The organism is Streptomyces sp. H27-H5, assembly GCF_026627505.1.
Taxonomy (GTDB): Bacteria; Actinomycetota; Actinomycetes; order Streptomycetales; family Streptomycetaceae; genus Streptomyces.
Map to the genome: position 1 here is coordinate 2,840 of NZ_JAPNLK010000003.1, position 24,765 is coordinate 27,604.

Annotated in this window: 18 protein-coding genes and 2 rRNA genes (1 of these 20 running past the window's edge); 6 read left to right on the forward strand and 14 right to left on the reverse strand. The window is 71.6% G+C overall.

Going from position 1 to position 24,765, the window contains the following annotated elements:
• The 3 genes from OTB19_RS01785 to OTB19_RS01795 form a co-directional block, all read right to left on the reverse strand.
• Positions 1–80 (reverse strand): 23S ribosomal RNA (locus OTB19_RS01785) (it extends 2,799 nt beyond the left edge of the window).
• 134 nt (positions 81–214) lie between these two features.
• A 16S ribosomal RNA gene (locus OTB19_RS01790) occupies positions 215–1,739 on the reverse strand.
• The 16S and 23S rRNA genes sit together here, the layout of an rRNA operon.
• 602 nt (positions 1,740–2,341) lie before the next feature.
• Positions 2,342–3,349 carry a stage II sporulation protein M gene (locus tag OTB19_RS01795; protein WP_267796137.1) on the reverse strand — a complete coding sequence of 336 codons (1,008 nt, stop codon included), beginning with the start codon at positions 3,347–3,349 and terminating at the stop codon, positions 2,342–2,344.
• 114 nt (positions 3,350–3,463) lie between these two features.
• Here OTB19_RS01795 and OTB19_RS01800 point away from each other — a divergent pair, with 114 nt between their 5' ends.
• Positions 3,464–4,402: an RDD family protein gene (locus OTB19_RS01800; RefSeq protein WP_267796138.1), complete on the forward strand. Its 939-nt coding sequence runs from the start codon at positions 3,464–3,466 to the stop codon at positions 4,400–4,402.
• Between the two features lie 37 nt (positions 4,403–4,439).
• Here the strand turns inward: OTB19_RS01800 and OTB19_RS01805 are convergent, their stop codons facing one another.
• Both OTB19_RS01805 and ahcY read right to left on the reverse strand, forming a co-directional pair.
• Positions 4,440–5,066, reverse strand: a complete 627-nt coding sequence (locus OTB19_RS01805) for a hypothetical protein (protein WP_267796139.1) — start codon at positions 5,064–5,066, stop codon at positions 4,440–4,442.
• A 126-nt stretch (positions 5,067–5,192) separates the two neighbouring features.
• Positions 5,193–6,629, reverse strand: coding sequence for an adenosylhomocysteinase (ahcY, locus tag OTB19_RS01810; RefSeq protein ID WP_267796140.1), 1,437 nt, complete (start codon positions 6,627–6,629; stop codon positions 5,193–5,195).
• Positions 6,630–6,972: 343 nt separating this feature from the next.
• Here ahcY and OTB19_RS01815 point away from each other — a divergent pair, with 343 nt between their 5' ends.
• Positions 6,973–9,117 (forward strand): fructose-specific PTS transporter subunit EIIC, encoded by a 2,145-nt coding sequence (locus OTB19_RS01815; protein ID WP_267796141.1) that lies wholly within the window; start codon positions 6,973–6,975, stop codon positions 9,115–9,117.
• A 69-nt stretch (positions 9,118–9,186) separates the two neighbouring features.
• Here the strand turns inward: OTB19_RS01815 and OTB19_RS01820 are convergent, their stop codons facing one another.
• The 6 genes from OTB19_RS01820 to OTB19_RS01845 form a co-directional block, all read right to left on the reverse strand.
• Positions 9,187–10,155: a cation diffusion facilitator family transporter gene (locus OTB19_RS01820; RefSeq protein WP_267796142.1), complete on the reverse strand. Its 969-nt coding sequence runs from the start codon at positions 10,153–10,155 to the stop codon at positions 9,187–9,189.
• A 94-nt stretch (positions 10,156–10,249) separates the two neighbouring features.
• Entirely contained in the window at positions 10,250–11,407 is a 1,158-nt protein-coding gene (gene manA / locus OTB19_RS01825) for a mannose-6-phosphate isomerase, class I (RefSeq protein ID WP_267796143.1), read from the reverse strand.
• 53 nt (positions 11,408–11,460) lie between these two features.
• A complete protein-coding gene (locus tag OTB19_RS01830; RefSeq protein ID WP_267796144.1) occupies positions 11,461–12,594 on the reverse strand; it encodes an SIS domain-containing protein in 1,134 nt (377 codons plus the stop codon).
• An 82-nt stretch (positions 12,595–12,676) separates the two neighbouring features.
• The gene (locus OTB19_RS01835; protein ID WP_267796145.1) at positions 12,677–12,862 is read right to left on the reverse strand and encodes a Trm112 family protein; all 186 of its coding nucleotides are present in this window, start codon (positions 12,860–12,862) and stop codon (positions 12,677–12,679) included.
• A gap of 109 nt (positions 12,863–12,971) precedes the next feature.
• Positions 12,972–14,342 carry a phosphomannomutase/phosphoglucomutase gene (locus tag OTB19_RS01840; RefSeq protein WP_267796146.1) on the reverse strand — a complete coding sequence of 457 codons (1,371 nt, stop codon included), beginning with the start codon at positions 14,340–14,342 and terminating at the stop codon, positions 12,972–12,974.
• Between the two features lie 90 nt (positions 14,343–14,432).
• On the reverse strand, positions 14,433–14,807 hold the full coding sequence (locus OTB19_RS01845; RefSeq protein ID WP_267796147.1) for a DUF3499 domain-containing protein: 375 nt from the start codon (positions 14,805–14,807) through the stop codon (positions 14,433–14,435).
• A 112-nt stretch (positions 14,808–14,919) separates the two neighbouring features.
• Here OTB19_RS01845 and OTB19_RS01850 point away from each other — a divergent pair, with 112 nt between their 5' ends.
• Positions 14,920–15,459, forward strand: a complete 540-nt coding sequence (locus OTB19_RS01850) for a metallopeptidase family protein (protein ID WP_420716774.1) — start codon at positions 14,920–14,922, stop codon at positions 15,457–15,459.
• Positions 15,460–15,522: 63 nt separating this feature from the next.
• Here OTB19_RS01850 and OTB19_RS01855 read toward each other — a convergent pair whose 3' ends face one another.
• From OTB19_RS01855 to OTB19_RS01865, 3 genes are all read right to left on the reverse strand, one after another.
• Positions 15,523–17,001, reverse strand: coding sequence for a DUF5719 family protein (locus OTB19_RS01855; RefSeq protein ID WP_267796148.1), 1,479 nt, complete (start codon positions 16,999–17,001; stop codon positions 15,523–15,525).
• Positions 16,998–20,540 (reverse strand): glycosyltransferase family 2 protein, encoded by a 3,543-nt coding sequence (locus OTB19_RS01860; protein ID WP_267796149.1) that lies wholly within the window; start codon positions 20,538–20,540, stop codon positions 16,998–17,000. Before OTB19_RS01860 ends, OTB19_RS01855 begins: the two co-directional genes overlap by 4 nt.
• Before the next feature lie 291 nt (positions 20,541–20,831).
• Positions 20,832–21,095 carry a WhiB family transcriptional regulator gene (locus OTB19_RS01865; RefSeq protein WP_003983763.1) on the reverse strand — a complete coding sequence of 88 codons (264 nt, stop codon included), beginning with the start codon at positions 21,093–21,095 and terminating at the stop codon, positions 20,832–20,834.
• A gap of 718 nt (positions 21,096–21,813) precedes the next feature.
• Between OTB19_RS01865 and OTB19_RS01870 the strand changes: the two genes are divergently transcribed.
• The 3 genes from OTB19_RS01870 (at position 21,814) to OTB19_RS01880 (ending at position 24,637) form a co-directional block, all read left to right on the forward strand.
• A complete protein-coding gene (locus tag OTB19_RS01870) occupies positions 21,814–22,305 on the forward strand; it encodes a cysteine dioxygenase (RefSeq protein ID WP_267796238.1) in 492 nt (163 codons plus the stop codon).
• Between the two features lie 80 nt (positions 22,306–22,385).
• A complete protein-coding gene (cofD, locus tag OTB19_RS01875; RefSeq protein WP_267796150.1) occupies positions 22,386–23,345 on the forward strand; it encodes a 2-phospho-L-lactate transferase in 960 nt (319 codons plus the stop codon).
• A complete protein-coding gene (locus OTB19_RS01880; RefSeq protein ID WP_267796151.1) occupies positions 23,342–24,637 on the forward strand; it encodes a coenzyme F420-0:L-glutamate ligase in 1,296 nt (431 codons plus the stop codon). Before cofD ends, OTB19_RS01880 begins: the two co-directional genes overlap by 4 nt.
• Positions 24,638–24,765 lie beyond the last annotated feature (128 nt).

Sequence of the window (24,765 nt, forward strand, 5' to 3'; positions counted from 1 at the left end):
TAGTTCACTGGGGCCGGCATCGCGAAGATACAACCTTACGGCCGTACCCTCAGATACCCAACAACGTGCCAGGCACGACCCTCCATCAGTGAGTCACTTTCCACGCCGAAGCAGTACTTGTGATCCATCTGGAAGACCGTGCCAAATAATCAACGTTCCACCCATGAGCTGACCGTGCAGAACATTTGTCTGCAATCGGTACTGTGCTCCTTAGAAAGGAGGTGATCCAGCCGCACCTTCCGGTACGGCTACCTTGTTACGACTTCGTCCCAATCGCCAGTCCCACCTTCGACAGCTCCCTCCCTTACGGGTTGGGCCACCGGCTTCGGGTGTTACCGACTTTCGTGACGTGACGGGCGGTGTGTACAAGGCCCGGGAACGTATTCACCGCAGCAATGCTGATCTGCGATTACTAGCAACTCCGACTTCATGGGGTCGAGTTGCAGACCCCAATCCGAACTGAGACCGGCTTTTTGAGATTCGCTCCACCTCACGGTATCGCAGCTCATTGTACCGGCCATTGTAGCACGTGTGCAGCCCAAGACATAAGGGGCATGATGACTTGACGTCGTCCCCACCTTCCTCCGAGTTGACCCCGGCGGTCTCCTGTGAGTCCCCATCACCCCGAAGGGCATGCTGGCAACACAGGACAAGGGTTGCGCTCGTTGCGGGACTTAACCCAACATCTCACGACACGAGCTGACGACAGCCATGCACCACCTGTATACCGACCACAAGGGGGGCACTATCTCTAATGCTTTCCGGTATATGTCAAGCCTTGGTAAGGTTCTTCGCGTTGCGTCGAATTAAGCCACATGCTCCGCTGCTTGTGCGGGCCCCCGTCAATTCCTTTGAGTTTTAGCCTTGCGGCCGTACTCCCCAGGCGGGGAACTTAATGCGTTAGCTGCGGCACCGACGACGTGGAATGTCGCCAACACCTAGTTCCCAACGTTTACGGCGTGGACTACCAGGGTATCTAATCCTGTTCGCTCCCCACGCTTTCGCTCCTCAGCGTCAGTAATGGCCCAGAGATCCGCCTTCGCCACCGGTGTTCCTCCTGATATCTGCGCATTTCACCGCTACACCAGGAATTCCGATCTCCCCTACCACACTCTAGCTAGCCCGTATCGAATGCAGACCCGAGGTTAAGCCTCGGGCTTTCACATCCGACGTGACAAGCCGCCTACGAGCTCTTTACGCCCAATAATTCCGGACAACGCTTGCGCCCTACGTATTACCGCGGCTGCTGGCACGTAGTTAGCCGGCGCTTCTTCTGCAGGTACCGTCACTTTCGCTTCTTCCCTGCTGAAAGAGGTTTACAACCCGAAGGCCGTCATCCCTCACGCGGCGTCGCTGCATCAGGCTTTCGCCCATTGTGCAATATTCCCCACTGCTGCCTCCCGTAGGAGTCTGGGCCGTGTCTCAGTCCCAGTGTGGCCGGTCGCCCTCTCAGGCCGGCTACCCGTCGTCGCCTTGGTGGGCCATTACCCCACCAACAAGCTGATAGGCCGCGGGCTCATCCTTCACCGCCGGAGCTTTTAACCCCCACCCATGCAGGCAGGAGTGTTATCCGGTATTAGACCCCGTTTCCAGGGCTTGTCCCAGAGTGAAGGGCAGATTGCCCACGTGTTACTCACCCGTTCGCCACTAATCCACCCCGAAGGGCTTCATCGTTCGACTTGCATGTGTTAAGCACGCCGCCAGCGTTCGTCCTGAGCCAGGATCAAACTCTCCATGAATATTTACCCGTAATCGGGTGCACACGCACTTAGAGCGGGCCGATCATGTCGGAATAAGACCGATCGACCACTGCGTCCTCGCTGTGTAATCGCCTGCAAGCACCACAATCCCGAGGGATGGTGACCTCACAGGTCTTTTTCAAAGGAACCTCATCCACCGAAATGGACGGGGTATCAACTTTTGGCGTTGATTTTTGGCACGCTGTTGAGTTCTCAAGGAACGGACGCTTCCTTTGTACTCACCCTCTCGGGCTTTCCTCCAGGCGCTTCCTTCGTTTCCGACTCTATCAGACTCTTTCGTGTCCGATTCCCGGTCGAAGCGGGTTTTGCTTTCCAGTTCTTCGCTTTCGCGTTTCCCTTTCCGGCGAGTCCGACTCTATCAGAGGTTTTCCACCGGATTTCCCGGCTTCAGACTTTCTGGAAGAAGAGTCGATTGTGCCCACTTGGAATTCAATTCCTGGGGGCGAGAGAGACTTTAAACCATCGCTGCCGAACTTGTCCAGTTCGAGGCAACCGTTCGAATCTACCTCCCCGCTGCGACCGTGTCAACGGTGTTTGCGGGACGACGAGGAGACTAGCAGCTCGGCCGGCTCGTCCGCACATCAGGCCGCGGTGGGGAGCGTCGCCGTCTGGTCGGCTTCCTCGACGTCACCCACGTCGCCGGCACGGGCGGCGCGACCGCCCAGGACGTAGACGTAGACCAGGAAGGCCGCCTCGGCGGCGATGCCGATGGCGATGCGGGCCCAGGTGGGGAGGCCGGACGGGGTGACGAAGCCCTCGATGAGGCCGGAGATGAAGAGGATGAAGGCCAGGCCGATGGCCATGCCGAGGGCGGCTCTGCCCTGTTCGGCCAAGGCGGCGCGGCGGGTGCGGGGTCCCGGGTCGATGACCGTCCATCCCAGGCGCAGGCCCATGCCCGCGGCGACGAAGACCGCCGTCAGTTCGAGCAGGCCGTGCGGAAGGATCAGGCCGAGGAAGACGTCGAGGCGACCGGCGGATGCCATCAGGCCGATGCCGACGCCGAGGTTGGCCATGTTCAGGAACAGGATCCAGAGCACCGGCAGCCCCAGGAACGCGCCCAGGACCAGGCACATCGCGGCGGCCTGCGCGTTGTTCGTCCAGACCTTCGCGGCGAAGGAGGCCGCGGGATGGCTGGAGTAGTACGTCTCGTACTCCCCGCCCGGCTTGGTGAGTCGCCTCAGGTCGTCCGGGGCGGCGATGACGCTCTGCGCCTCGGGGTTGGTGGCTATCCACCAGCCGAGGAGGACGCCGACGGCTATCGAGAGCACGGCCGTGGGGATCCACCAGCGGCGGCTGCGGTACACGGCGGCCGGGAAGCCGGCCGTGAAGAAGCGGGCGGCGTCGCGCCAGCCGGCCCGGCGGGCGCCGGTGACGGCGGAGCGGGCGCGGGCGACGAGCTGCGTGAGGCGGCCGACGAGCATCGGGTCCGGGGCGCTCGACTGGATCAGGGACAGGTGGGTGGAGGTGCGCTGGTAGAGCGAGACGAGTTCGTCCGCCTCCTCGCCGGTGAGCCGCCGGCCCCGGCCGAGGAGTTGTTCCAGACGCGCCCACTGCGCCTGGTGGGCCGCCACGAAGACGTCGACATCCATCCGGTTTACCGCTCCCCTGCCCCAGCCCAGCCGCCACCGCTTACTTCTCCTGTGGTCAGCTTGGCAGACTGGGGGAAACAGGGGCGGGTCAGGGCGGATGAAGGGTGCGCGTCAGTGAGCGATCTGGTGACGGGGGACGCGGTCGTCCTGGGGTTGAGGCCTGCGAGGCTGCCGAGCCGGGCGCTGGCGATCTGTCTCGACGTGCTCGTCTACGGCGCCGGATACCTGCTCGTCTCGATCGGCATCGTGTTCGCGACGGCCTCGCTGGACGACGCCGCCCAGGCCGCCGTCTCGGTGGGCATGTTCCTGCTGGTGCTGGTCGGTGTCCCGATCGCCGTGGAGACGCTCACCCACGGACGTTCGCTCGGGAAGTTGGCGCTGGGGTTGCGCGTGGTGCGGGACGACGGCGGGCCCATCCGGTTCCGGCACGCGCTGGTGCGCGGCGCGATGGGGGTCGTGGAATTGCTGATCACCTTCGGGAGCGTGGCCTGCATCGCCTCCCTGGTGTCGTCGCGGGGGCGGCGGCTCGGTGACGTGTTCGCGGGGACGCTGGTGGTCCGGGAGCGGGTGCCGGGAGCACGGGTGATGCCGGTGCCCCCGCCGCCGCCGTGGCTGGCGGGGCGGTTCACGGGACTGGACCTGTCGGCGGTACCGGACGGACTGTGGCTGACGATCAGGCAGTACCTGACGCGGATGAACCAGCTGGACCCGCACACGGGCGCCGCGATGGCGGCGAAGCTCGCGGACGAGGTCGTGGCGCGTACGGGGACCCCGCCGCCGGCGGGCGTGCCGGCCGCCGCGTTCCTGGCGGCCGTGGTGCACGAGCGGCAGTCGCGCGAGGCGGCGCGGGCCTTCCGGGCGGCTCCGCCGCAGGCCCCGTACGGAGCGCAGGCCGCGCCGGCTCCCGTGCCGTACGGCGCGATGCCCGCGGTGCCCGCGCCGGTGGTGACGGCGCCGGTCGCGCCGCCCGTCCGGCCCGAGGCGGTCGCTCCGGCGCGGGTCTCGCCCGTCGAGCCGCCGCGCGGCCGCACCGGGTTCGCGCCGCCCGCCTGAGGCCGGTGACCGCGAGGGACCGCGTGACCGTGAGGGGCTAAGGGGCCGGGTCCTCGAACGTCGAGGGCGGGGTCTCCAGGTGTTCGAGTTCGATGCCGGGGGCGGAGAGCACGACGTCGCCGGCGATGTGCACGGTGTGGACCTCGCCGGTGTCCAGGGCCGTGACGCGGTACGCGTCCACGGTGAGCGGGCCGCTGTCGGTGGGGTGTTCCTCGCGGCCGGTGAGCTCCCAGGCCTGGTCGACCGTGCGGGCGGCGAGGACCGGGTCGGTCAGGGCGAGCAGTCGGACGCGGGTGGCGGGGGCGCCCGGGGTCAGGCGCAACAGGCGGGTCGTCGCGACGAGGAAGGCCGGCGAGGTGCCGGTGAAGCCGGGCGCCCGGACGTTGCCCTCGGTGGCCTCCGCGCCGGCGGGATCGGTCCGGACCCAGGTGACGCCGTCGACGGCGGCGCCGCGGACCTGCCATCCGGAGGCGTTGACCTCCAGCCGGATGGGGCGGCCGATCTCGTCGACGGCCAGGTCCACCGAGCCGGCGTGGTCGCCGCTCGGGGTGGTGCGTTGGGCGACGTAGCGCCATCCGGAGGGGCCGGGCGCGCAGTGGAAGTGCTCCTCGCCGAGGGGCGTGTGGTCGTGCGGGTCGTGGAGCGAGTAGCGGCCGCGGGGCATCGGGTCCCAATTCTCGGATGGGCCGCAGGGGCCCGGGTGGTCGGGGGCCCGGGGCGGGGACGGGGCAGGCCCCCGGCGTGGTGCCGGGGGCCTGCCTGTGGTGCCGTGCCGCGGATCCGCCGGGGATCAGTAGCGGTAGTGGTCGGCCTTGTACGGGCCTTCGACCTTGACGCCGATGTAGGCGGCCTGCTCGGGGCGCAGGGTGGTGAGGCGGACGCCGAGGGCGTCGAGGTGGAGGCGGGCCACCTTCTCGTCGAGGTGCTTGGGGAGCACGTAGACGTCGGTGGGGTACTCCGCCTGCTTCGTGAAGAGCTCGATCTGGGCCAGGGTCTGGTCCGCGAAGGAGTTCGACATGACGAAGGAGGGGTGGCCGGTCGCGTTGCCGAGGTTCAGCAGGCGACCCTCGGAGAGGACGATCAGGACCTTGCCGTCGGGGAACTTCCAGGTGTGGACCTGGGGCTTGACCTCGTCCTTGACGATGCCGTCGATCTTGGCCAGGCCGGCCATGTCGATCTCGTTGTCGAAGTGGCCGATGTTGCCGACGATGGCCTGGTGCTTCATCTTGGCCATGTCCGAGGCCATGATGATGTCCTTGTTGCCCGTGGTCGTGATGAAGATGTCGGCCGTCTCCACGACGTCGTCCAGCGTCGCGACCTGGTAGCCGTCCATGGCCGCCTGAAGGGCGCAGATCGGGTCGATCTCGGTGACGATGACGCGGGCGCCCTGGCCGCGGAGCGACTCGGCGCAGCCCTTGCCGACGTCGCCGTAGCCGAAGACGACCGCGACCTTGCCGCCGATGAGGACGTCGGTGGCGCGGTTGATGCCGTCGATGAGGGAGTGGCGGCAGCCGTACTTGTTGTCGAACTTCGACTTGGTGACGGCGTCGTTCACGTTGATCGCCGGGAAGAGCAGGGTGCCCTCGGCCATCATCTCGTACAGGCGGTGGACGCCGGTGGTGGTCTCCTCGGTCACGCCGCGGATCTCGGACGCGAGCTGCGTCCACTTCTGCGGGGCCTCGCCGAGGGTGCGGTTGAGGAGGGTGAGGATGTGGGCGTACTCCTCGGAGTCCGCCGTCGACGGGTCCGGGGCCGCGCCGGCCTTCTCGAACTCGACGCCCTTGTGGACGAGGAGGGTGGCGTCACCACCGTCGTCGAGGATCATGTTCGGGCCGCCGGTGGGGGTGTTCGGCCAGGTCAGCGCCTGCTCCGTGCACCACCAGTACTCCTCCAGCGTCTCGCCCTTCCAGGCGTAGACGGGGACGCCCTGCGGGTTCTCCGGGGTGCCGTTCGGGCCCACCGCGATGGCGGCGGCCGCGTGGTCCTGGGTGGAGAAGATGTTGCAGGAGGCCCAGCGGACGTCGGCGCCGAGGGCGACGAGGGTCTCGATGAGCACGGCGGTCTGCACGGTCATGTGCAGGGAGCCGGTGATGCGGGCGCCGGCCAGCGGCTGGGCCTCGGCGTACTCGGCGCGGATCGACATCAGGCCGGGCATCTCGTGCTCGGCCAGGGTGATCTCCTTGCGGCCGAAGGCGGCGAGGGAGAGGTCTGCGACCTTGAAGTCCATGGGTGCTGCTCCTCATGGTTCGAGAGGGTGGGTACGGCTGAGCCGTGCATGGGCGGACCCGTGCACCGAGCACAGTCCGTCGGGGGCCCTCTCTCCCCTCGGCCGGTCACGAGGACCGCCCGACCGCCATCAGCAGCGACGCCTGACACTGAGGACGAATCTACACCGACCGGCCCGGTGGGCCCCAGCGGGCCGGAGAAGAAGTGCCGACCGGATTCGGGCCGTCCTGCGGAGGGGTTCAGGGCCTTTCGGTCTTTTGGTCGCCCCCTCGTGTGGAGAAGGATGCGGTGGGATCGGGTCGCGAGTGCGATCCCACAGGACCGACTGCACGAAGGAGAACCCAGTGACCAGTCCGGCAGGCCCTCCCGGTGGCGGGGGCGCAAGCGGGGGCAGGCGCCTGAAGCTGCTCGCCGTGACCGCGTGCCCCACGGGGATCGCGCACACCTACATGGCTGCGGAGAAGCTCCAGCAGGCCGCCGAGCGGCTCGGCATCGACATCAAGGTGGAGACCCAGGGGTCCATCGGGGCCGAGAACGTACTGGATGACAACGATGTCAGGGAGGCGGACGGGATCATCATCGCCGCCGACAAGGAGGTCGATCGCACGCGGTTCGCGGGCAAGCGGGTCCTGTCGACGGGGGTCGCGGACGGGATCCACCGGCCCGAGGAGCTGATCGAGCGGGTGCGGAGCGCGCCGGTGCAGTCGGGGGCGACGTCGTCGGAGAACTCCGGTGGCGGCGGCAACGAGCGCAGCGCCGCGTACAAGGCGCTGATGAACGGCGTCTCGCACATGATCCCGTTCGTGGTGGTGGGCGGTCTGCTGCTCGCCGTCTCGATCGCGCTCGGCGGCCACGCGTCCGCGAAGGGCATCACCTTCGACGAGGGGTCGTTCTGGTTCTACGTCAACGCCCTCGGCGGCCTCGGCTTCAAGCTGATGCTGCCGATCTTCTCCGGGTACATCGCCTTCGCGTTGGGTGACCGGCCGGCGCTGGTGCCGGGCATGCTCGGCGGATTCCTGGCCGCGGAGGCCACGACCGTCTACGGGGCGGAGGCGAACGCGGGGTTCCTGGGCGCCATCGCGACGGGCTTCCTCGCCGGCTACCTGGTGATCTGGATCAAGAAGGTCAAGGTCCCGAGGTTCGTACAGCCGATCATGCCGATCATCGTGATCCCGATCGTCTCGACGCTGGCCCTCGGTCTGCTCTACATCCATGTGATCGGGCAGCCGATCTCCTGGGTGTTCACGCACCTGACCGACTGGCTGAACGGGATGACCGGCTCCAGCGCGATCGTGCTCGGCGCGCTGATCGGCCTGATGATCGCCTTCGACATGGGCGGCCCGGTCAACAAGACGGCCTTCCTCGTCGCCGTGGGTCTCATCGGCACGAACAACGCCGTCATGGGCATGGCCGCCGCCGCCATCCCGGTCATGCCGCTGGGGCAGGGCCTGGCCACGCTGCTGCGGCGCCGGCTCTACAGCGATCAGGAGCGGGAGACCGGCATCGCCGCTCTCTTCATGGGCTTCTTCGGCATTTCCGAGGGCGCCATCCCGTTCGCCGCCGCGCGACCGGCGCAGGTCATCCCGGCGAACATGCTCGGTGGCGCCGTGGCCGGCGCCGTCGCGGGCATGGCCGGGGTCGAGAACTCGGTGCCGCACGGCGGTCCGATCGTCGCGCTGTTCGGCGCGGTGAGCGGGCTCGCGATGTTCTTCGTCGCCATCGCCGCGGGTGTCGCGGTCACCGCGCTGACGACCAACGCGCTGATCGGGCTCAAGGAGCGGCGGGGCCGCTCCGCCGAGCCGGTACCGGGCGCGGTGCACGAGCCGGTGCTCGTCGGGGTGGGCGCCGGTGCGGCGGGCGCGGCCGAGGGGTCGGTCCCGGCCCCGCGGACCGCCGCTGCCGCTGCCGCTGCCGGTGCCGGTGCCGGTGCCGGTGCCGGTGCCGGTGCCGGTGCCGGTGCCGGTGCCGCGAAGGCGACCGCGACCGCGACGGTCGTGGCGGGGCCTTCGGCCGGCGCGGACGACGGTGGGGCCGAGGTGCTGTCCGGCTACCTGACCGCGCGGACCGTGAGGACGGAGCTGATCGCGGACACCAAGGAGGCGGCGATCCGCGAGATGGCGGAGATGCTCGCGGCCACCGGCAACGTCCGTGACGTGGAGGAGCTGGTACGGGTCGCCCTCGCCCGGGAGGCGCAGGGGACGACGGGGCTCGGCGAGTCGATCGCGATCCCGCACGCCAAGACGGACGCGGTCACCCGGCCGACGGTGGGCTTCGCCCGGTCCGACGAGGGCGTCGAGTGGGGTTCGCTGGACGGGACGAAGGCCCGCCTGGTCTTCATGATCTCGGTGCCGGAGGCGGCGGCCGGTGACGAACACCTGCGGATCCTGGCCCTGTTGTCGCGCAAGTTGATGGACGTCGACTTCCGGGCCCGATTGCAGTGCGCACCGGACGAGCGGGCCGTCCTCGCGGTGCTGCGCGAGATCGCGTAGCCGGGGCGGGACGGGCGAAGGCCCCCGCGGCCGGTGGGTCGCGGGGGCCTTCGTACGTTCTCGGGTGTGTCAGTGGGCGGGATCGCCGCCGGGGGTGGCGGCGGGGTTGGCGCCGGCCTCGGCGGCCTCGGCGTTGTAGATGTCCGGCTCCAGGTAGATCACCCGGGCGATCGGGACCGCGGCGCGGATGCGGGCCTCGGCCTCGTTGATGGCGTTGGCCACCTCGGTCGCGGTGTCGTCGTGCCGGACGGCGATCTTCGCGGCGACGAGCAGTTCCTCGGGGCCGAGGTGCAGGGTGCGCATGTGGATGACGCCGGTGACCACGTCGCCGTCGACCATGGCTGCCGTGATCTTGTCGACGTCCTCGGTGCCGGCGGCCTCGCCCAGCAGCAGCGACTTGGTCTCGGCGGCGAGCACGATGGCGATGATGATCAGCAGGACGCCGATGCAGAGGGTGCCGATGCCGTCCCACACGCCGTCGCCGGTGGCCAGGGCCAGACCGACGCCGCCGAGGGCGAGGACCAGACCGATGAGCGCGCCGAGGTCTTCGAGGAGGACGACGGGGAGCTCGGGGGCCTTGGCGCGCTTGATGAACTGGCCCCAGCTGAGCGAGCCGCGGATCTCGTTCGACTCCTTGATGGCGGTGCGGAAGGAGAAGGACTCCGCGATGATCGCGAAGACGAGGACGCCGATCGGCCAGTACCACTGCTCGATCGGGTGCGGATGGTTGATCTTCTCGATGCCCTCGTAGATGGCGAACATGCCACCGACGGTGAACAGCACGATGGACACCAGGAAGGCGTAGATGTAGCGCTCGCGCCCGTACCCGAAGGGGTGTTGGGGCGTGGCCTCGCGCTTGGCCTTCTTGCCGCCGAGGAGCAGCAGCCCCTGGTTGCCGGAGTCCGCGAGCGAGTGGACGCTCTCCGCGAGCATCGACGACGAACCGCTGAAGACGTAGGCCACGAACTTGGCTACGGCGATGGCGAGGTTGGCGGCGAGTGCCGCCACGATCGCCCTGGTACCGCCCGACGCGCTCATGGGTGCTGGGTGTCCCTTCCTCGATGCGGCGCCCCAGGGCCGGGGCGCCGCGCTACGGCCGCATATTGTCGCAGCCGCCGGTAGGGACGGTACGTCAGACCACGACGGTGGCGCGGAAGACGGTACCGCTACCGGACAGTTCGGCCTTTTCGCCCGCGGGGACGAAGACGGACCGGCCGGGGGCCAGGGTCAGTTCGCCGGCCTTCGGGGAACCGGCGGTGCAGAGCAGGATCTGCGGGGTGGTGTCGGGGAGGAGTTGCGGGGCGCCGCCGGGGGCGAGGAGGAAGCGGGAGAGCCGGAACTCGTCGATGGGGGTCTCGTAGACCTCCTCGGCGCCGCCTTCGGGGCGCTGCACGGCGGGGTCGCCGGACTCGAACCGCACGATCTTCAGCAGTTCGGGCACGTCGACGTGCTTGGGGGTGAGGCCCGCGCGCAGCACGTTGTCGGAGTTGGCGAGCAGCTCGACGCCGAGGCCGTCGATGTAGGCGTGCGGGACGCCGGCGCCGAGGAACATGGCCTCGCCGGGCTGGAGCCGTACGTGGTTGAGCAGCATGGCCGCGATGACACCGGGGTCGCCCGGGTAGTCGTGGACGAGGGCCGCGTAGGGCGCGTAGGGGCCGCCGAGGCGGTCGGCGGCGGCGGCCGCCTCGGTGACCGTGCGGGCCATCTCGGCGCGGTCGGCGGTGAGGACGGCGGTGAGGACCTCGCGCAGCGCGGCCTCTTCGGGGTGCGCGTGCAGCAGGTCGACGTACGGCTTGAGGGAGTCGACCTCCAGGCCGGCGAGGAGGTCGGCGGTCTCCAGCGGGGCGCGGAAGCCGCACAGTCCCTCGAAGGGGGTGAGGGCGCAGATCATCTCGGGCTTGTGGTTGGCGTCCTTGTAGTTGCGGTGGGCCGCGTCGATCGGGACGCCTCGGCGTTCCTCGTCCTCGTGGCCCGCCCTGGCCTGTGCCAGGTCGGGGTGGACCTGGAGGGAGAGGGGGGCGTCGGCCGCGAGGATCTTGAAGAGGAAGGGCAGTCGGGGGCCGAACCTGGCCACGGTGGCCGCGCCGAGTTCGCGGGCGGGGTCGGCGGCGATGACGTCCGACAGCGTGGTCTCGCCGGCTCCGCGGTCGAGGCGGGAGGGCGCTCCGGGGTGGGCGCCCATCCACATCTCGGCCTGGGGTTCGCCCGTCGGCTCGATCCCGAGGAGGGCGGGGATCGCGGTGGTCGATCCCCACGCGTAGGGGCGGATGGTGTTCGTCAGACGGTCCATCGTCGTCTTCCTGGGTCTTGATGTGGGGCTGGGCAGGCGGGCACGGGTGTGCCTCAGCGGTGTCCCCCTGACGCCAACGCCAGGTAGGCGGTGGCGAAGTCGGTGATGGCGAGGAGTTCGGCGAGCTGTTCCAACTCGGTTCCCTCCTCGGGTTCGAGTTCGCTGATGGCCGTGTCGTGGCCGAGGGCGAGTTCGCGGGCGGCGGGTGCGGCGCTGAGTCCGCCGGTGGGTCGGTCGCGCAGCAGGACGACGCGGGCGCGCATCGCCTGGGGTTCGTCGACGCGGTCGCGGAAGAAGTCGTCGGGGTCGGCGCCGGCGGCGAAGGCCCCGGAGAGGAGCACTCCGTGGGCGGGCAGGGCCTCGGGGAGTTCGGCGGCGAGGGCGGGGCGCCCGGCGAGTTCGGCGAGGGTTGCGGCGAACCGGCGTCCGGCCGGGCCGGCTCCGGCTCCCTCGCTCCAGATGAGCGGGAGGGAGTCGGCGAGTTCGGTGGCGAGGGTCTTGGCCGGGTTGGAGTAGGTGGCGATCGCGGGGCCGCAGCGTTCGGCGGTGCGGTCGAGCCGGTCGGCGACGAGCAGGAGCGTGTCGGGTGCGGCGGTGACGAGTCCGACCTTGTCGAGGAGGACGAGGAGCGGGGTGAGCAGGGCCCACAGGGCGCCGGGGCCGGCCGCGGCGGATTCGTCGTACTCCTGGTAGGGGGCCCGGGCCATCGGTACGAGCACTCCGTGGGCGCCGTCCACGGCCTCGCTCAGCGGGGAGCGTTCGGGGGCGACGGCGACGACGGTGCAGCCGCGCCGGTAGGCCTGCTCGGTGAGGACGGCCAGTCCGGGCTCGGTGCCGTCGGTGGTGGCGACGAGCAGCAGGTCCACGGGACCGGCCCAGCCGGGCAGGGTCCAGCGCAGTGCGCCGGCGGCGTGTGCGACGCCGGTGGGATGCAGGCGGGTGACCGGTACGGAGGCTCCGGCGAGGGCGCCGAGGAGGTCGGCGACGCCGGTGGCGGCGGTGCCGGGGCCCGCGATGAGCACGGCGCGGGGGCGGCCGTCGGGCCGCAGGTCGGCCAGGCCGGCCTCGGCGGCGTGCCGGGCGGCGGTGCGGACCCTGGCTCCGGCGTCGGCGGCGCCGCGGAGCAGGCCGCGGCGGTCGGCGCGGGCGAGATCGTCCGGTGCGTCGAGGATGGACTCGTCGAGCATGGCGGCCTCCGGCTGTGGGTGGACGGACCCGGGGGCGAGGGCCCAGGGGGACGGAACCGGTCTCAGCGTCTGCGCGGGCGGGTCAGGCGGGGCGGCGGGCCTCGTCCACGAGGAGGACCGGGATGCCGTCACGGACCGGGTACGCGAGGCCGCAGTCCTGGCCGGTGCAGATCAGCTCGGGGGTGTTCTCGTCGGCCGACTTGTCGTCGAGGGGCGAGTGGCAGGCGGGACAGGCGAGGATCTGCAGGAGGCCGGCTTCGAGCGGCATGGGGCGCTTCCCTTCGAACATGCGGATTGGGCGAGGTCAGCGTACCGCCGGGCCGCGTGTGACGCGGCCCGGCCCGGTGATGCCGAGGCGCTTCTTGTCCGGCGGGTGACTACGCGCGGACGAGCGCGAGGACCTCGTCGCGGATCTTTTCGAGGGTCGCGGTGTCGCGGGCCTCGACGTTCAGGCGCAGCAACGGCTCCGTGTTGGACGGGCGCAGGTTGAACCACCAGTCGGCGGTGGTCACGGTGAGGCCGTCGAGTTCGTCGACGGTGGCGCCGTCCCGGGAGCCGTAGGTCTTCCTGACGAGGGCGGTGCGGCCGGCCTGGTCGGCGACGGTCGAGTTGATCTCGCCGGAGCCGACGTAGCGGTCGTAGGAGGAGACCAGGTCGGAGAGGGTGCCGGGCTGGCCGCCGAGGGCCGCGAGGACGTGGAGCGCGGCGAGCATGCCGGTGTCCGCGTTCCAGAAGTCCTTGAAGTAGTAGTGCGCGGAGTGCTCGCCGCCGAAGATGGCGCCGGAGGTGGCCATCTCCTGCTTGATGAAGGAGTGTCCGACGCGGGTGCGGACGGGGGTGCCGCCGTGTTCCTTGACGACCTCGGGGACGGACCAGGAGGTGATCAGGTTGTGGATCACGACGCCGGTGCCGCCGTTGCGGGCCAGTTCGCGGGCGGCGACCAGGGCGGTGATGGCGGAGGGGGAGACGCCCTCGCCGCGCTCGTCGACGACGAAGCAGCGGTCGGCGTCGCCGTCGAAGGCGAGTCCGAGGTCGGCGCCCTCGGCGAGCACGCGGGCCTGGAGGTCCACGAGGTTCTTCGGGTCGAGGGGGTTCGCCTCGTGGTTGGGGAAGGTCCCGTCGAGTTCGAAGTACAGGGGGACGAGGTCCAGCGGGAGGCCTTCGAAGACGGTGGGGACGGTGTGTCCGCCCATGCCGTTGCCGGCGTCGACGACGACCTTGAGGGGGCGGATGGCGGTGAGGTCGACCAGGCCCTTGAGGTGGTCGGCGTACCCGGTGAGGGTGTCCTGTTCGGTGACGGTGCCCGGGACGGTGTCGGCGGGGACGGCGGGGGCGCCCTCGTCGGTCCACTTCTCGACGAGTTCGCGGATGGTGGCGAGGCCGGTGTCCTGGCCCACGGGGGCGGCGCCGGCGCGGCAGAGCTTGATGCCGTTGTACCGGGCCGGGTTGTGGGAGGCGGTGAACATCGCGCCGGGCCGGTCCAGCGTTCCGGAGGCGTAGTACAGCTGGTCGGTGGAGCACAGTCCGATCAGGGTGACGTCGACGCCGCGGGCGGCCGCGCCGCGGGCGAACGCGGCGGAGAGGCCGGGCGAGGAGGGGCGCATGTCGTGGCCGACCACGATCGCGGTGGCGCCGGTGACCTCGACGAACGCGGCGCCGAAGAGTGCGGCCAGCGATTCGTCCCACTCGTCGGGCACGACGCCGCGCACGTCGTACGCCTTGACGATGTTCGAAAGATCTGCGGCCACTGCCTGCCCCCCTGAAGGATCCGTGCGGTGGGGCAAACCTACCCTGTGCCCGGATCGCCCTTTCGGACGAGCCGAGGGGGGATCGGCGGGTCAGGAATCGGGCGAACGCAGGACGCGCAGGTGGCCTCGCCGGGTTTCGCCGGGGGTGGGGGCGCCGGGTGCGGAGCCGCCCGCCTGGGCCGCGCGGTCGTGCGGGCGGGCCGCCTCGCGCACGGCGTTGGCCAGGGCTTCGAGGTCGTCGCCGCTGGGGCGGGAGGGGGCCGAACCGTCGGTCAGCCGCACCACGTCCCAGCCCCGGGGGGCGGTCAGGCGCTCGGAGTGCTCGGCGCACAGGTCGTAACAGTGGGGTTCGGCGTAGGTGGCGAGCGGGCCGAGAACTGCGGTCGAGTCGGCGTAGACGTACGTCAGTGTGGCGACGGCAGGGCGGCCGCACGCGGTGCGCGAACAGCGACGTACAAGGCTCACGACGTTGGACGGTACCGCACTCTTGACCGGGCCGCGACGACTCCCCCACCGGGCACGCCCCCGTGTCGCCCTGAACGGGCCCCGCCCCCGGCCGGATTGCTCGCGGTACGACATGGGGCCGTGGCCGCCGGGAGGCCCTGCCGGGGGGCAGGGTGACGGCTACCCTGCGAGGGTGACGGACAGCCCGCTGAAGCCCCCGATTCCCACGAGTCCCGAAGGGACCCCCCACGAGCCGAGGCCCCGGCGGCGCGACCGCCACGGGCGGGGGATGCGGGGGCCGGTGGCGCCACCTCAGGTACCGCTGGCGGCGAGCCGGGCGGAGCTCTTCGGTGATCTCGTACGGGATTCCGTGGAGCGGTTGGAGCGGCGCTGGACGCAGCTGGCCGAGGTGGAGTTCGTGGTCGCGGACGTGCCGGGGCCGCCGGGGGGCGCGGACGGTGGTTGGAACGACGAGGCGGTGCCGCTCGGCGGGCTGGTGGAGGCCCGGGACGGGCGACCGGCCCGGATCGTGGTGTTCCGGCGGCCGGTGGAGATCCGGGCGAAGGGGCGCGACGAGAAGGCCATGCTGGTCCACGAGATCGTGGTGGAGCAGGTGGCGGAGCTGTTGGGGCTCTCGCCGGAGATCGTGGATCCCCGCTACGGGCAGGACTGAGGGCCCGCCCGTCGCTGCTTCCCGCGGGGGCTCCGCCGGGTGCCGGCGGAGCCCCGCGCCGGTTCACCTGGTCAGGATCGAGAGGTCCTCGACGGCCTTGGGGACCGAGACCGTGGAGAGGTCGTCGCCGAAGGGCTGGATCGTGAACATGGGGATGCCCTCGTGCGGCAGGGTCAGCGTGCGGGAGGCGTACACGGGGCCTCCGGAGAGGGTTTCCAGCGTCAGGGCGTAGGCGCCCTTCGCGCCGGTGGGGGCCGGCGGCGGGGACACGGCCAGGGTGGTGCCCGCCTTGACGGTGACTTCCTTGACGGTGGGTTCGCCGCCGTCGGTGCCCGGTGAGGCCGTGACGCGGACCTTCGCGTCCCCGCTGCCCGCGGCGGTGAGGGCGAGCAGGGTCGCCTTGTCGTCGAGCCGGTTGTCCGCGACGGTGGCCCGCGCGCCCACGGGGGCGGTGGCCGGGAGGAAGCCCAGCTCCTGCTTGGCGCCGGTGCCGCGGACCACGCGGACGGCCGCGACGACCGGGGTGGCCTTCTTCGGGTCCGCGGGGGTCAGGTGCAGGGAGCCCACCTCGCCGCGGGTGACGTCCTTGAGGTCCACGCTCGCCGTCATGCCGGCCTTGACGTGGACCTGCTCGTTGCCGGCCGGGCTGATGGAGCCGCCGGGGCCGGCCAGTCGGAGGTTGAGGTCGGCGTCGTCCTCGCCGGGGGCGAAGGCGACGAGCCGGACGGAGGTGGCGTCCGCGGGGATGCCCGGCAGGACGAGGCTGCCCGTGGGTCCGGTGGACGCCGGCAGCCAGTCGACGCCGACTCCCTCCTCGGCGATCTGCGCGGTCGCGCCGACCCGGCCGGTGACGACGGTGACGCGGGCGGTGAGGTCGGCGAGCTGGGTGCCCGGGAGGAAGTCGGACAGCATCACCTTGGCGCTGGCGCGGGGGTCGACCTTGTAGGGGAGCCGTTCGGGGCTGCCGGGCTTGTCCTTGAGCAGGCCGTCCGGGCCGTACAGCTTCACCTGGACGGTGGCCTCGGTGTCGTCCGGGTTGGTCAGGTGGATGGAGTCGAGGCGGCTCTTGACGCTGCTGAGGGCGGGGAACCAGAAGTCGGTCCCGGGCGGGGTGCAGGCGACGCCGAGGAGGCCTCGGGACTGGCCCACCGCGACCTTGGTGGTCTGTTGGGCGGTCCAGCCGGGGGCCATGACCCCGTCGGCGGAGCCGGTCAGCGGGGGTGCCTCGGCGCCCGAGGCGGCGGCTCCGGCGGGCTTGCCCGGTTCCTTCGGCTGCACGACGGGCTTGCCGTCCCTGGTGAGGAGCCGGGCCGTTCCGGGGGCGCCCGGCTTGCCGGGGGTGATCGAGGTGTAGGTGGTCTCCGCGATGTCCGAGGTGCTGGGTGCCGGGCACGTCAGCACGGACCGTTCCACGGGCATCCGGGAGGCGCCCGCGGCGCCCTCGGCGGCCGGGGCGGCGGGGGCGGTCAGTGAGGCGATGCCGGTGACGGCGGCCAGCGCGGCGGCCACCGCCGCGAGCGTCAGGGGTGCGCGCTGCTTCACTGCTGGGGGCTCCCGTCCGGACGCGGTTCGTGCTGTCCGTAGGTGTTCTCGTAAGGCTCGTACTGGTACGGGTACTGCTGTTGCTGCTGCTGGTAGGGGTCGTGGGGCGGGTACGGCTCGGCGTACTGCTCCCGGGTGGGCTCCTGCGGGGTCTGCTGCTGCTCGTACGGGTGGTCCTGGTACGCGTACTGCTCCTCCCCGTACGCCTGCTGCGCGGGGATCTGCGCGTACGGGTCGGCGACGGCGGCCGTCGGGGTCGCGGGCCGCTGTTCGGCCTCGGCCTCCGCGCGCAGGCGGCGGGCGCGCCGGCCTTCCCCGGCGGCGTCGGCCTGGGCGGGGATGGCGGCGTCCTCCTCGGGGAGGTCGTCGTCGAGCCGGGCGCGGCGGCCCGGCAGGGCCATCACGAGCAGGACCAGCGCGAGCAGGCCCTGGGCCCAGTGCCAGGCGTCGCGGCCGGCGGCGTCCTCGTGGACGAGGTCCAGGCGGCCTTCGCCGGCGGGCAGTTCGAAGCCCTGGGCCCAGCCGTCCACCGTCTTGGCCTTGAGCGGCTTGCCGTCGACGGTGGCCCGCCAGCCCGGGTCGGCCCGGTCGGCGATGCGCAGGACCCGGCCCTCCTCGCCGGCCGGGATGGTGGTGTGGACCTCGACGGGTCCGGCTTCGATGGCGACGGGGGCCTGGCCTTGGCGGCCGGGGACGATGACGGCGCGGGCCGGGGCCCGTTCGACCTCCCAGGAGGCGACGTCGTCGTCCTGGACGGCCTTGAGGCCCGGGGTGGCGTCGAGTACCTGGCGAAAGTGGTCGGGCGCGCCGGGCTGGAGGACGACGTAGCGGACGGCGAAGTCGTCGAGTTGGGCGGACTGGTCGGCGCCGGAGCCGGAGACGAGGCTGGAGACGACCTTGACGAGGCGGGGTTCGGAGCCGGCGCCGGCGAGGAGTTCGGCGTCGCCGAGGCGGGCGCCGGAGCCGCGGACCAGGCTGTAGGAGACGGTGGCGGGCGAGTCGCCGGTCAGGACGAGGGTGCGGGTCTGGTTGGTGTCGCCGCTCAGGTAGGCGGCGGCGGCCGGGACCTGGGCGGGGTCGCGGCGGGTCAGCGGGCCCTCGGCTCCGGAGAACATCCAGCCGGCGGCGGCGAGCAGCGGGCCGACGGCCGCGGCGAGTCCGACGAGCGCGGCGAGCGGTTGGCGCCAGCCGAAGCTGCTGGCGGCGACCCGGTACTTGGCGCCGTCGGCGCCGAGCAGGGCGGCCGCGAGGAGGCCGATGCCGTAGACGAGGGTGGCGGGGCCGGCCCAGGTGTCGCGGTTGAGGAGGACGGCGAGGAGCAGCCCGGTCAGGGCCGTGGCCCAGGCGACGCGGACGGCGAAGCGCCGGTCGGCGCGCAGCAGGGCGGCGAGCGCGGCGAGCAGGACGCCGATCAGGAGCAGCCCGCCGCCGGCGCCGGGGCCGCCGGGGCTGATGCCGAGCAGGTCGAGGGCGCCGGCGCGGGCCCCGTAGGGCAGTCCGGCCTCGCGCAGGAAGCGGGTCGGGTGGCTGAGCAGGCCCAGCGACCAGGGGGCGAGCACGAGGAGCGGTACGCCGAGGTTGGCGAGGAGGCGGGGTCCGTACGTCTTCCAGCGCGCGCGGCGGGTGACGAGCGCGGCGGCGCCGAGGACGAGGGCGAGCGGCCACACGACGGGGGTGAAGGCGGTGGCCAGGGTCAGCAGCAGGGTGTACGTCCACAGCGCCCGCCAGCTGCCTTCGGCGGCGGGTCCGCCCAGGCCGAAGGCGGTGACGGCGGCGCGGGCGATGAGCGGGAGCAGGACGGCGAGGACGGCGGTGCCGAGGAGGCCGCCGGCCAGGGCGCCGGTGACGGCGGGGAGGAAGGCGTAGGCGACGGCGGCCCAGGCGCGCAGGAGCCGGGATTCGACGAGCGGCCGGGACGCGAAGTAGGCGGTGAGGCCGGCGAGCGGGACCGAGCAGACGAGCAGCAGGGTCAGGGCGGCCTGGGTGGAGCCGAACAACAGGCCGGCGACGGCGCCGAGCACGGCGAGGTAGGGCGGGGCCCCGGTGGTGGTGCCGAGGCCGACGGGCTGCCAGTCGGTGGTGTAGGCGCGCCAGAGGTCGAGGCCCCGGTCGGGGGCGGGGAGCAGGGCGCCGCCCATGAGGGAGCCGCCGAAGAGCAGGGAGCGGCAGGCGACGAGGGAGACGAGTAGGAGCAGGGCGAAGAGGACGGGGGCCGGGTTGCGGGCGATCCGCTTGAGCCGGGCGAACTGTTCGATCTCCAGGTAGTCGGCGTCGTCGCCGCCGGGGCCGGATTCGATGGCTCCGCCGTGTCTGCTGACGCCGGCGGAGTCGCTGTCGCGGTCGGCGCCGAAGTACCCGGCGAGTTGTTCGACGTTGACGCGCAGGGTGGCGCCGGGCGGCGGGAAGAGCGGGCGCAGTTCCTTGGCGGGGACGACGGCGCCGCGGCGGGCCTTGCGGGCGGCGAGGATCCGGCCGGGGCGGAGCAGGGTGGCGAGCAGGCCGGTGAACTCGTCGACGGCTTGGCCGGGGGCCTTGCCGACGAGGTAGCCGAGGGTGCGCAGCACGGTGCCGAGGAGCAGCCGCAGCAGGACGTACGGCAGGGCGCGGCCGGAGCTGTTGGTGAGCACGGTGTAGACCGCGCCGGCCTTGTCGACGCGGTGGGCTCCGACGGCGGAGCGGCCGGCGCAGTCGACGGTGCGGCGTTCGCGGGCGGCGGCCTCGGCGTGCCGCATGACGGCGTCGGGGGCGACGAGGACGGTGTGGCCGGCGCTCTGTACGCGCCAGCACAGGTCGACGTCGTCGCGCATGAGCGGGAGTCTGCGGTCGAAGCCGCCGAGGGCGTCGTAGACGTCGCGGCGCACCAGCATGCCCGCGGTGGAGACGGACAGGACGGGGCGGATCTGGTCGTGCTGGCCCTGGTCCTGTTCGCGGCGGTCGAGTCCGGTCCAGCGGCGGCCGCTGCGGGCGATGGTGACGCCGGCTTCGAGGAGCTGCTTCTTGTCGTACCAGCCGCGCAGTTTGGGGCCGATGACGGCGGCCTCGGGGTTCTCCTCGGCGACGCGCAGCAGTTCGGCGAGGGCGTCGGGTTCGGGGGCGCAGTCGTCGTGGAGCAGCCAGAGCCACTGCACCGGTTCGCCGTGGGGGAGTTCGGGGAGGTCGTACGCGTCGTCCCGCCAGGTGCGGCTGACGGGGTCCCAGCCGCTGGGGCGCTTGAGGTAGGGAAGGTCCTCGGTGGTCGGCACGCCGGCGGTGCGGGCGGCCTCGTCGACGGCGGTGCCGAATCCGGTGCGGCGGGCCAGGTGCAGGACCCGGTCGGCGCCGAGGGCCTCGGTCAGCAGTCGCGCGGATTCGTCGGCGCTGCCGGTGTCGGCGGCGACGTGGTTCTGCGCGGGGCGTTCCTGGCCGAGGAGTCCGGCGAGGGCGCGGGGGAGCCAGCGCGCGCCGTCATGGGCGACGAGGACCGCGGTGACGACGTGCCGGGGGAACTCGGGGGTGGCGGCGCCCTGGTGGGAGGCCGACGAGTTGCTGTGCAGGGACATCGCGGTACGGGCCCTCCGGCCGGGGGTCCGGGGGTGGTGTGCCCTCGGAGGCTGCTGGACAGCGCCCCACACTAACGGCTCGGAACACAGCGGTCCGCCTCCTGCGGGGAAGGTGCGGGAGGCGGACCGTTTGCTCTGTTCGTCCTGCGGTTCGGCGCGCGGTTCCGGACGGGGCGGATCCGCGGGTGGATCGTACTGCGGGCCGGTCTTCGGGAGGGTCGGCGGCCGGTGTGCCGGCGGATATGAGGTGGGTGGTGCCGTCGGCGCCGGGCAGCCGGCGCGCGGTGCGCCTCAGACCGCCGCCTTCTTCAGGCGGCGGCGCTCACGCTCGGACAAACCGCCCCAGATACCGAAGCGTTCGTCGTTCGCGAGGGCGTATTCAAGGCATTCGGAGCGGACCTCGCAGGCGAGGCAGACCTTCTTGGCTTCGCGGGTGGAGCCGCCCTTCTCGGGAAAGAAGGACTCGGGGTCGGTCTGGGCGCAGAGTGCGCGCTCCTGCCATCCGAGCTCCTCGTCCGCCTCCTCGACCAGCAGTTCCTGAAACAGCTCGGTCATGTGCGCCCCTCGCTCTGTCTGTGCGTCCCCGTGGTGTTGCCGTCACTGATCGCTACGTAACGACACGAGTGAAATTACAAGTGGGGGGCTCCAGCGCAGTCAAGCCGAGATCTGCTATTGGGCCCCTTATTCACTCTGCGGAACCAAGCGTATGCAGTAAGTGTTCATATCGCCAAAAATCGTGACACATGCCACTGGCCTGAAAGCAGCACCCGAAACGGCACCCCGCCCTCACCCGTAGCCGACGTGACTCCGCGTGACGTGGTTGCGATCCGTCCCGAGATGCGGTGCGGATCACAGTCAGGTCACGAGTGGCGTCAGTTGGTTTGAATTGCGGTTGATGCGACTCTCGGGGCGGCACATGCCCCGGACCTCACTGCACAAACCTTTCTCCGGACTCAGTAACCGGATGAGGTGAAACTTTTGCCTCAATCCGGACATTGGGTTGACAGTCCGACCCCTCGCCGGTTCTCCTTGTACGCATGTCAGCGCCCGCAGCCGCCACCTGGACCCCCATTCGTGGGTTCCTGCGCGCTGCCCAGGTTCGCTGTTGCTGTTGCAGCTGTTGATGCCACCGGAGCCACGGCTCCCCTGAGCACCGGCTCCCCACAGCAACCGCCAGCACGACTGACATCCGTCGAGGAATCCCCCGATGAACAGCACCACCGCCCCGCACCCCACCGCCGCGGCCCCCACCGTTCCCGTCGTCGCGGCGCCCATGGTCGAGAGCGACCTCCAGATCGCCGGCGACATCCTCTCCGTACAGCACCTCCTCCAGCCGGCCCGCGAACACCCGACCACCGTCGCCGAGTTCGTGGGCCTCGCCCGCTCCATCGCCGAGAACCGCGCGGAGTGGGAGCACCTGGTCCAGTACGACGCCACCACCCGCTGGTACCACCGCCTGCGCACCGGACCCGGCTACGAGGTCTGGCTGCTCAGCTGGGTCCCCGGGCAGGGCAGCGGCCGGCACGACCACGGCGGCTCCTCCGGCGTCCTGACCGTCCTGGACGGCGAACTCACCGAGCACGCCCCGCGCGGCCCGCTGACCCTGCGCGCCGGCTCCCAGCGCGTCTTCGCCCCCGGCTACGCCCACGAGGTCGTCAACGACACCCTCGACGGGGCGGTCAGCCTGCACGTCTACTTCCCCGGGCTCACCGAGATGCCGATGCACAGCTGCTCCCCGGCCAGGCCGGAGGCCCTTTCCGTCTGATCGACGGACGCCCGGCCCGTCCCACCCGTCACCCGACCACCGCCCCTCGACGGGCGGCCCGCGGCTGACAGACTGTCCGCATGCGCATTGTTGTTCTGGCCGGCGGCATCGGCGGCGCCCGTTTCCTCCGCGGACTCAAGTCGGCGGTTCCCGAGGCGGAGATCACGGTCATCGGCAACACCGGTGACGACATTCACCTGTTCGGGCTGAAGGTGTGCCCCGATCTGGACACCGTGATGTACACCCTCGGCGGTGGCATCAACGAGGACCAGGGTTGGGGACGCACCGACGAGTCCTTCACCGTCAAGGAGGAACTCGCGGCGTACGGGGTCGGACCCACCTGGTTCGGCCTCGGCGACCGCGACTTCGCGACCCACATCGTCCGTACCCAGATGATCGGTGCGGGCTACCCGCTCAGCGCCGTCACCGAGGCCCTCTGCGACCGCTGGCAGCCCGGGGTCCGGCTGCTGCCCATGTCCGACGACCGGGTCGAGACGCACGTCGCCATCACCGAGCCCGGCTCCGGCGAACGCCGCGTCATCCACTTCCAGGAGTACTGGGTCAAGATGCGCGCCGCGGTGGACGCGGAGGCCGTCGTACCCGTGGGCGCCGAGCAGGCCAAGCCCGCGCCCGGCGTGCTGGAGGCCATCGCGGCCGCCGACGTCATCGTCTTCCCGCCGTCCAACCCGGTGGTCTCCGTCGGGACCATCCTCGCCGTGCCCGGCATCCGGGAGGCGGTGGCCTCGGCCTCGGCGCCGGTCGTGGGCCTCTCCCCCATCGTCGGGGGGGCCCCCGTGCGCGGGATGGCCGACAAGGTGCTGGCCGCCGTGGGCGTCGAGTCCACCGCCGCGGCCGTCGCCCTGCACTACGGCACCGGCCTGCTCGACGGCTGGCTGGTGGACACCGCCGACGCGGCGGCCGTCGCCGAGGTCGAGGCCGCCGGCATCACCTGCCGTGCGGTCCCGCTGATGATGACCGACCTCGACGCCACCGCGGCGATGGCCCGGGCGGCGTTGGAGCTGGCGGAGGCCTCCCGGTGACCGTTCCCTCCTACGAGGTGCGCGCCGTCCCCGGGATCCCCGAGGTCGCCCCGGGCGACGACCTGGCCGCGCTGATCGCGGCGGCCGAACCGGGGCTGCGCGACGGGGACGTCCTCCTGGTCACCTCGAAGATCGTGTCCAAGGCGGAGGGCCGGATCGTGCGGGCCGACTCCCGCGAGGACGCCATCGACGCGGAGACCGTCCGCGTGGTCGCCCGCCGGGGCGCCCTGCGGATCGTCGAGAACCGCCGCGGCCTGGTGATGGCGGCGGCCGGCGTGGACGCCTCGAACACCGCCCCGGGCACGGTGCTGCTGCTCCCCGAGGACCCGGACGCCTCGGCGGCGGCGATCCGCGAGGGGCTGCGGGCCGCGCTGTCGGTGGACGTCGGCGTGATCGTGACGGACACCTTCGGGCGGCCCTGGCGCTCCGGGCTCACCGACGTGGCGATCGGCTCGGCCGGCGTGCGGGTGCTGGACGACCTGCGCGGCGGCGCGGACGCTCACGGGAACCCTCTGAGCGCGACGATAGTGGCCACGGCGGACGAACTGGCCGCAGCCGGCGACCTGGTCAAGGGCAAGGCCTCGGGCCTTCCCGTGGCCGTCGTGCGCGGGCTGTCGCACCTGCTCGGCGAGGGATCCTCGGCGGCCGACCTGGTCCGCCCGTCCGTCGACGACATGTTCCGGCTGGGAACCTCGGAGGCGGTACGCGAGGCCGTGACGCAGCGGCGTACCGTACGGGCCTTCACTGACGAGCCGGTGGACCCGGGCGCGGTCCGCCGGGCGGTGGCGGCGGCCGTGACGGCCCCGGCCCCGCACCACACGACGCCGTGGCGGTTCGTGCTGCTGGAGTCGGCCGCCGCGCGGCTGGAACTCCTGGACGCGATGCGGGACGCGTGGATCGACGACCTGCGGCGGGACGGCAAGTCCGAGGAGTCCGTCGCGAAACGGGTGCGGCGCGGCGACGTGCTCCGCAACGCCCCGTACCTGGTCGTGCCGTGCCTGGTCATGGACGGGGCGCACGACTACGGGCACGCGCGCCGGGACGCGGCGGAGCGGGAGATGTTCGTGGTCGCGATGGGCGCGGGCGTCCAGAACTTCCTGGTCGCGCTGGCCGGGGAGCGGCTGGGCTCCGCGTGGGTGTCCTCGACGATGTTCTGCCGGGACGTGGTGCGCAAGGTGCTGGCGCTCCCGGAGGACTGGGACCCGATGGGGGCGGTGGCCGTGGGCCACGCCGCCGCGGCTCCGGCGGAGCGGCCCGCGCGGGCGGCTTCCGCGTTCGTCGAGGTGCGCTGAGGGGGCGCCGGGTCCGGTGCGGATCCGGCGCCGGGAAGGGGTCGCGGGGCATACCCGCGGCCCCTTTCCGCGTACCGGGGGTGCGGCGCCTGCCGGAGTGCGGCGCGTACCGGGGTGTGGCGCCTGCC

Bases quoted from the DNA above. Each gene is read 5' to 3' on its own strand.
- OTB19_RS01795 (WP_267796137.1), bottom strand. From the start codon at position 3,349: ATGGATGTCGACGTCTTCGTGGCGGCCCACCAGGCGCAGTGGGCGCGT.
- OTB19_RS01805 (WP_267796139.1), bottom strand. From the start codon at position 5,066: ATGCCCCGCGGCCGCTACTCGCTCCACGACCCGCACGACCACACGCCC.
- ahcY (WP_267796140.1), bottom strand. From the start codon at position 6,629: ATGGACTTCAAGGTCGCAGACCTCTCCCTCGCCGCCTTCGGCCGCAAG.
- OTB19_RS01820 (WP_267796142.1), bottom strand. From the start codon at position 10,155: ATGAGCGCGTCGGGCGGTACCAGGGCGATCGTGGCGGCACTCGCCGCC.
- manA (WP_267796143.1), bottom strand. From the start codon at position 11,407: ATGGACCGTCTGACGAACACCATCCGCCCCTACGCGTGGGGATCGACC.
- OTB19_RS01830 (WP_267796144.1), bottom strand. From the start codon at position 12,594: ATGCTCGACGAGTCCATCCTCGACGCACCGGACGATCTCGCCCGCGCC.
- OTB19_RS01835 (WP_267796145.1), bottom strand. From the start codon at position 12,862: ATGCCGCTCGAAGCCGGCCTCCTGCAGATCCTCGCCTGTCCCGCCTGC.
- OTB19_RS01850 (WP_420716774.1), top strand. From the start codon at position 14,920: ATGGGGCCGTGGCCGCCGGGAGGCCCTGCCGGGGGGCAGGGTGACGGC.
- OTB19_RS01860 (WP_267796149.1), bottom strand. From the start codon at position 20,540: ATGTCCCTGCACAGCAACTCGTCGGCCTCCCACCAGGGCGCCGCCACC.
- OTB19_RS01865 (WP_003983763.1), bottom strand. From the start codon at position 21,095: ATGACCGAGCTGTTTCAGGAACTGCTGGTCGAGGAGGCGGACGAGGAG.
- OTB19_RS01870 (WP_267796238.1), top strand. From the start codon at position 21,814: ATGGTCGAGAGCGACCTCCAGATCGCCGGCGACATCCTCTCCGTACAG.
- cofD (WP_267796150.1), top strand. From the start codon at position 22,386: ATGCGCATTGTTGTTCTGGCCGGCGGCATCGGCGGCGCCCGTTTCCTC.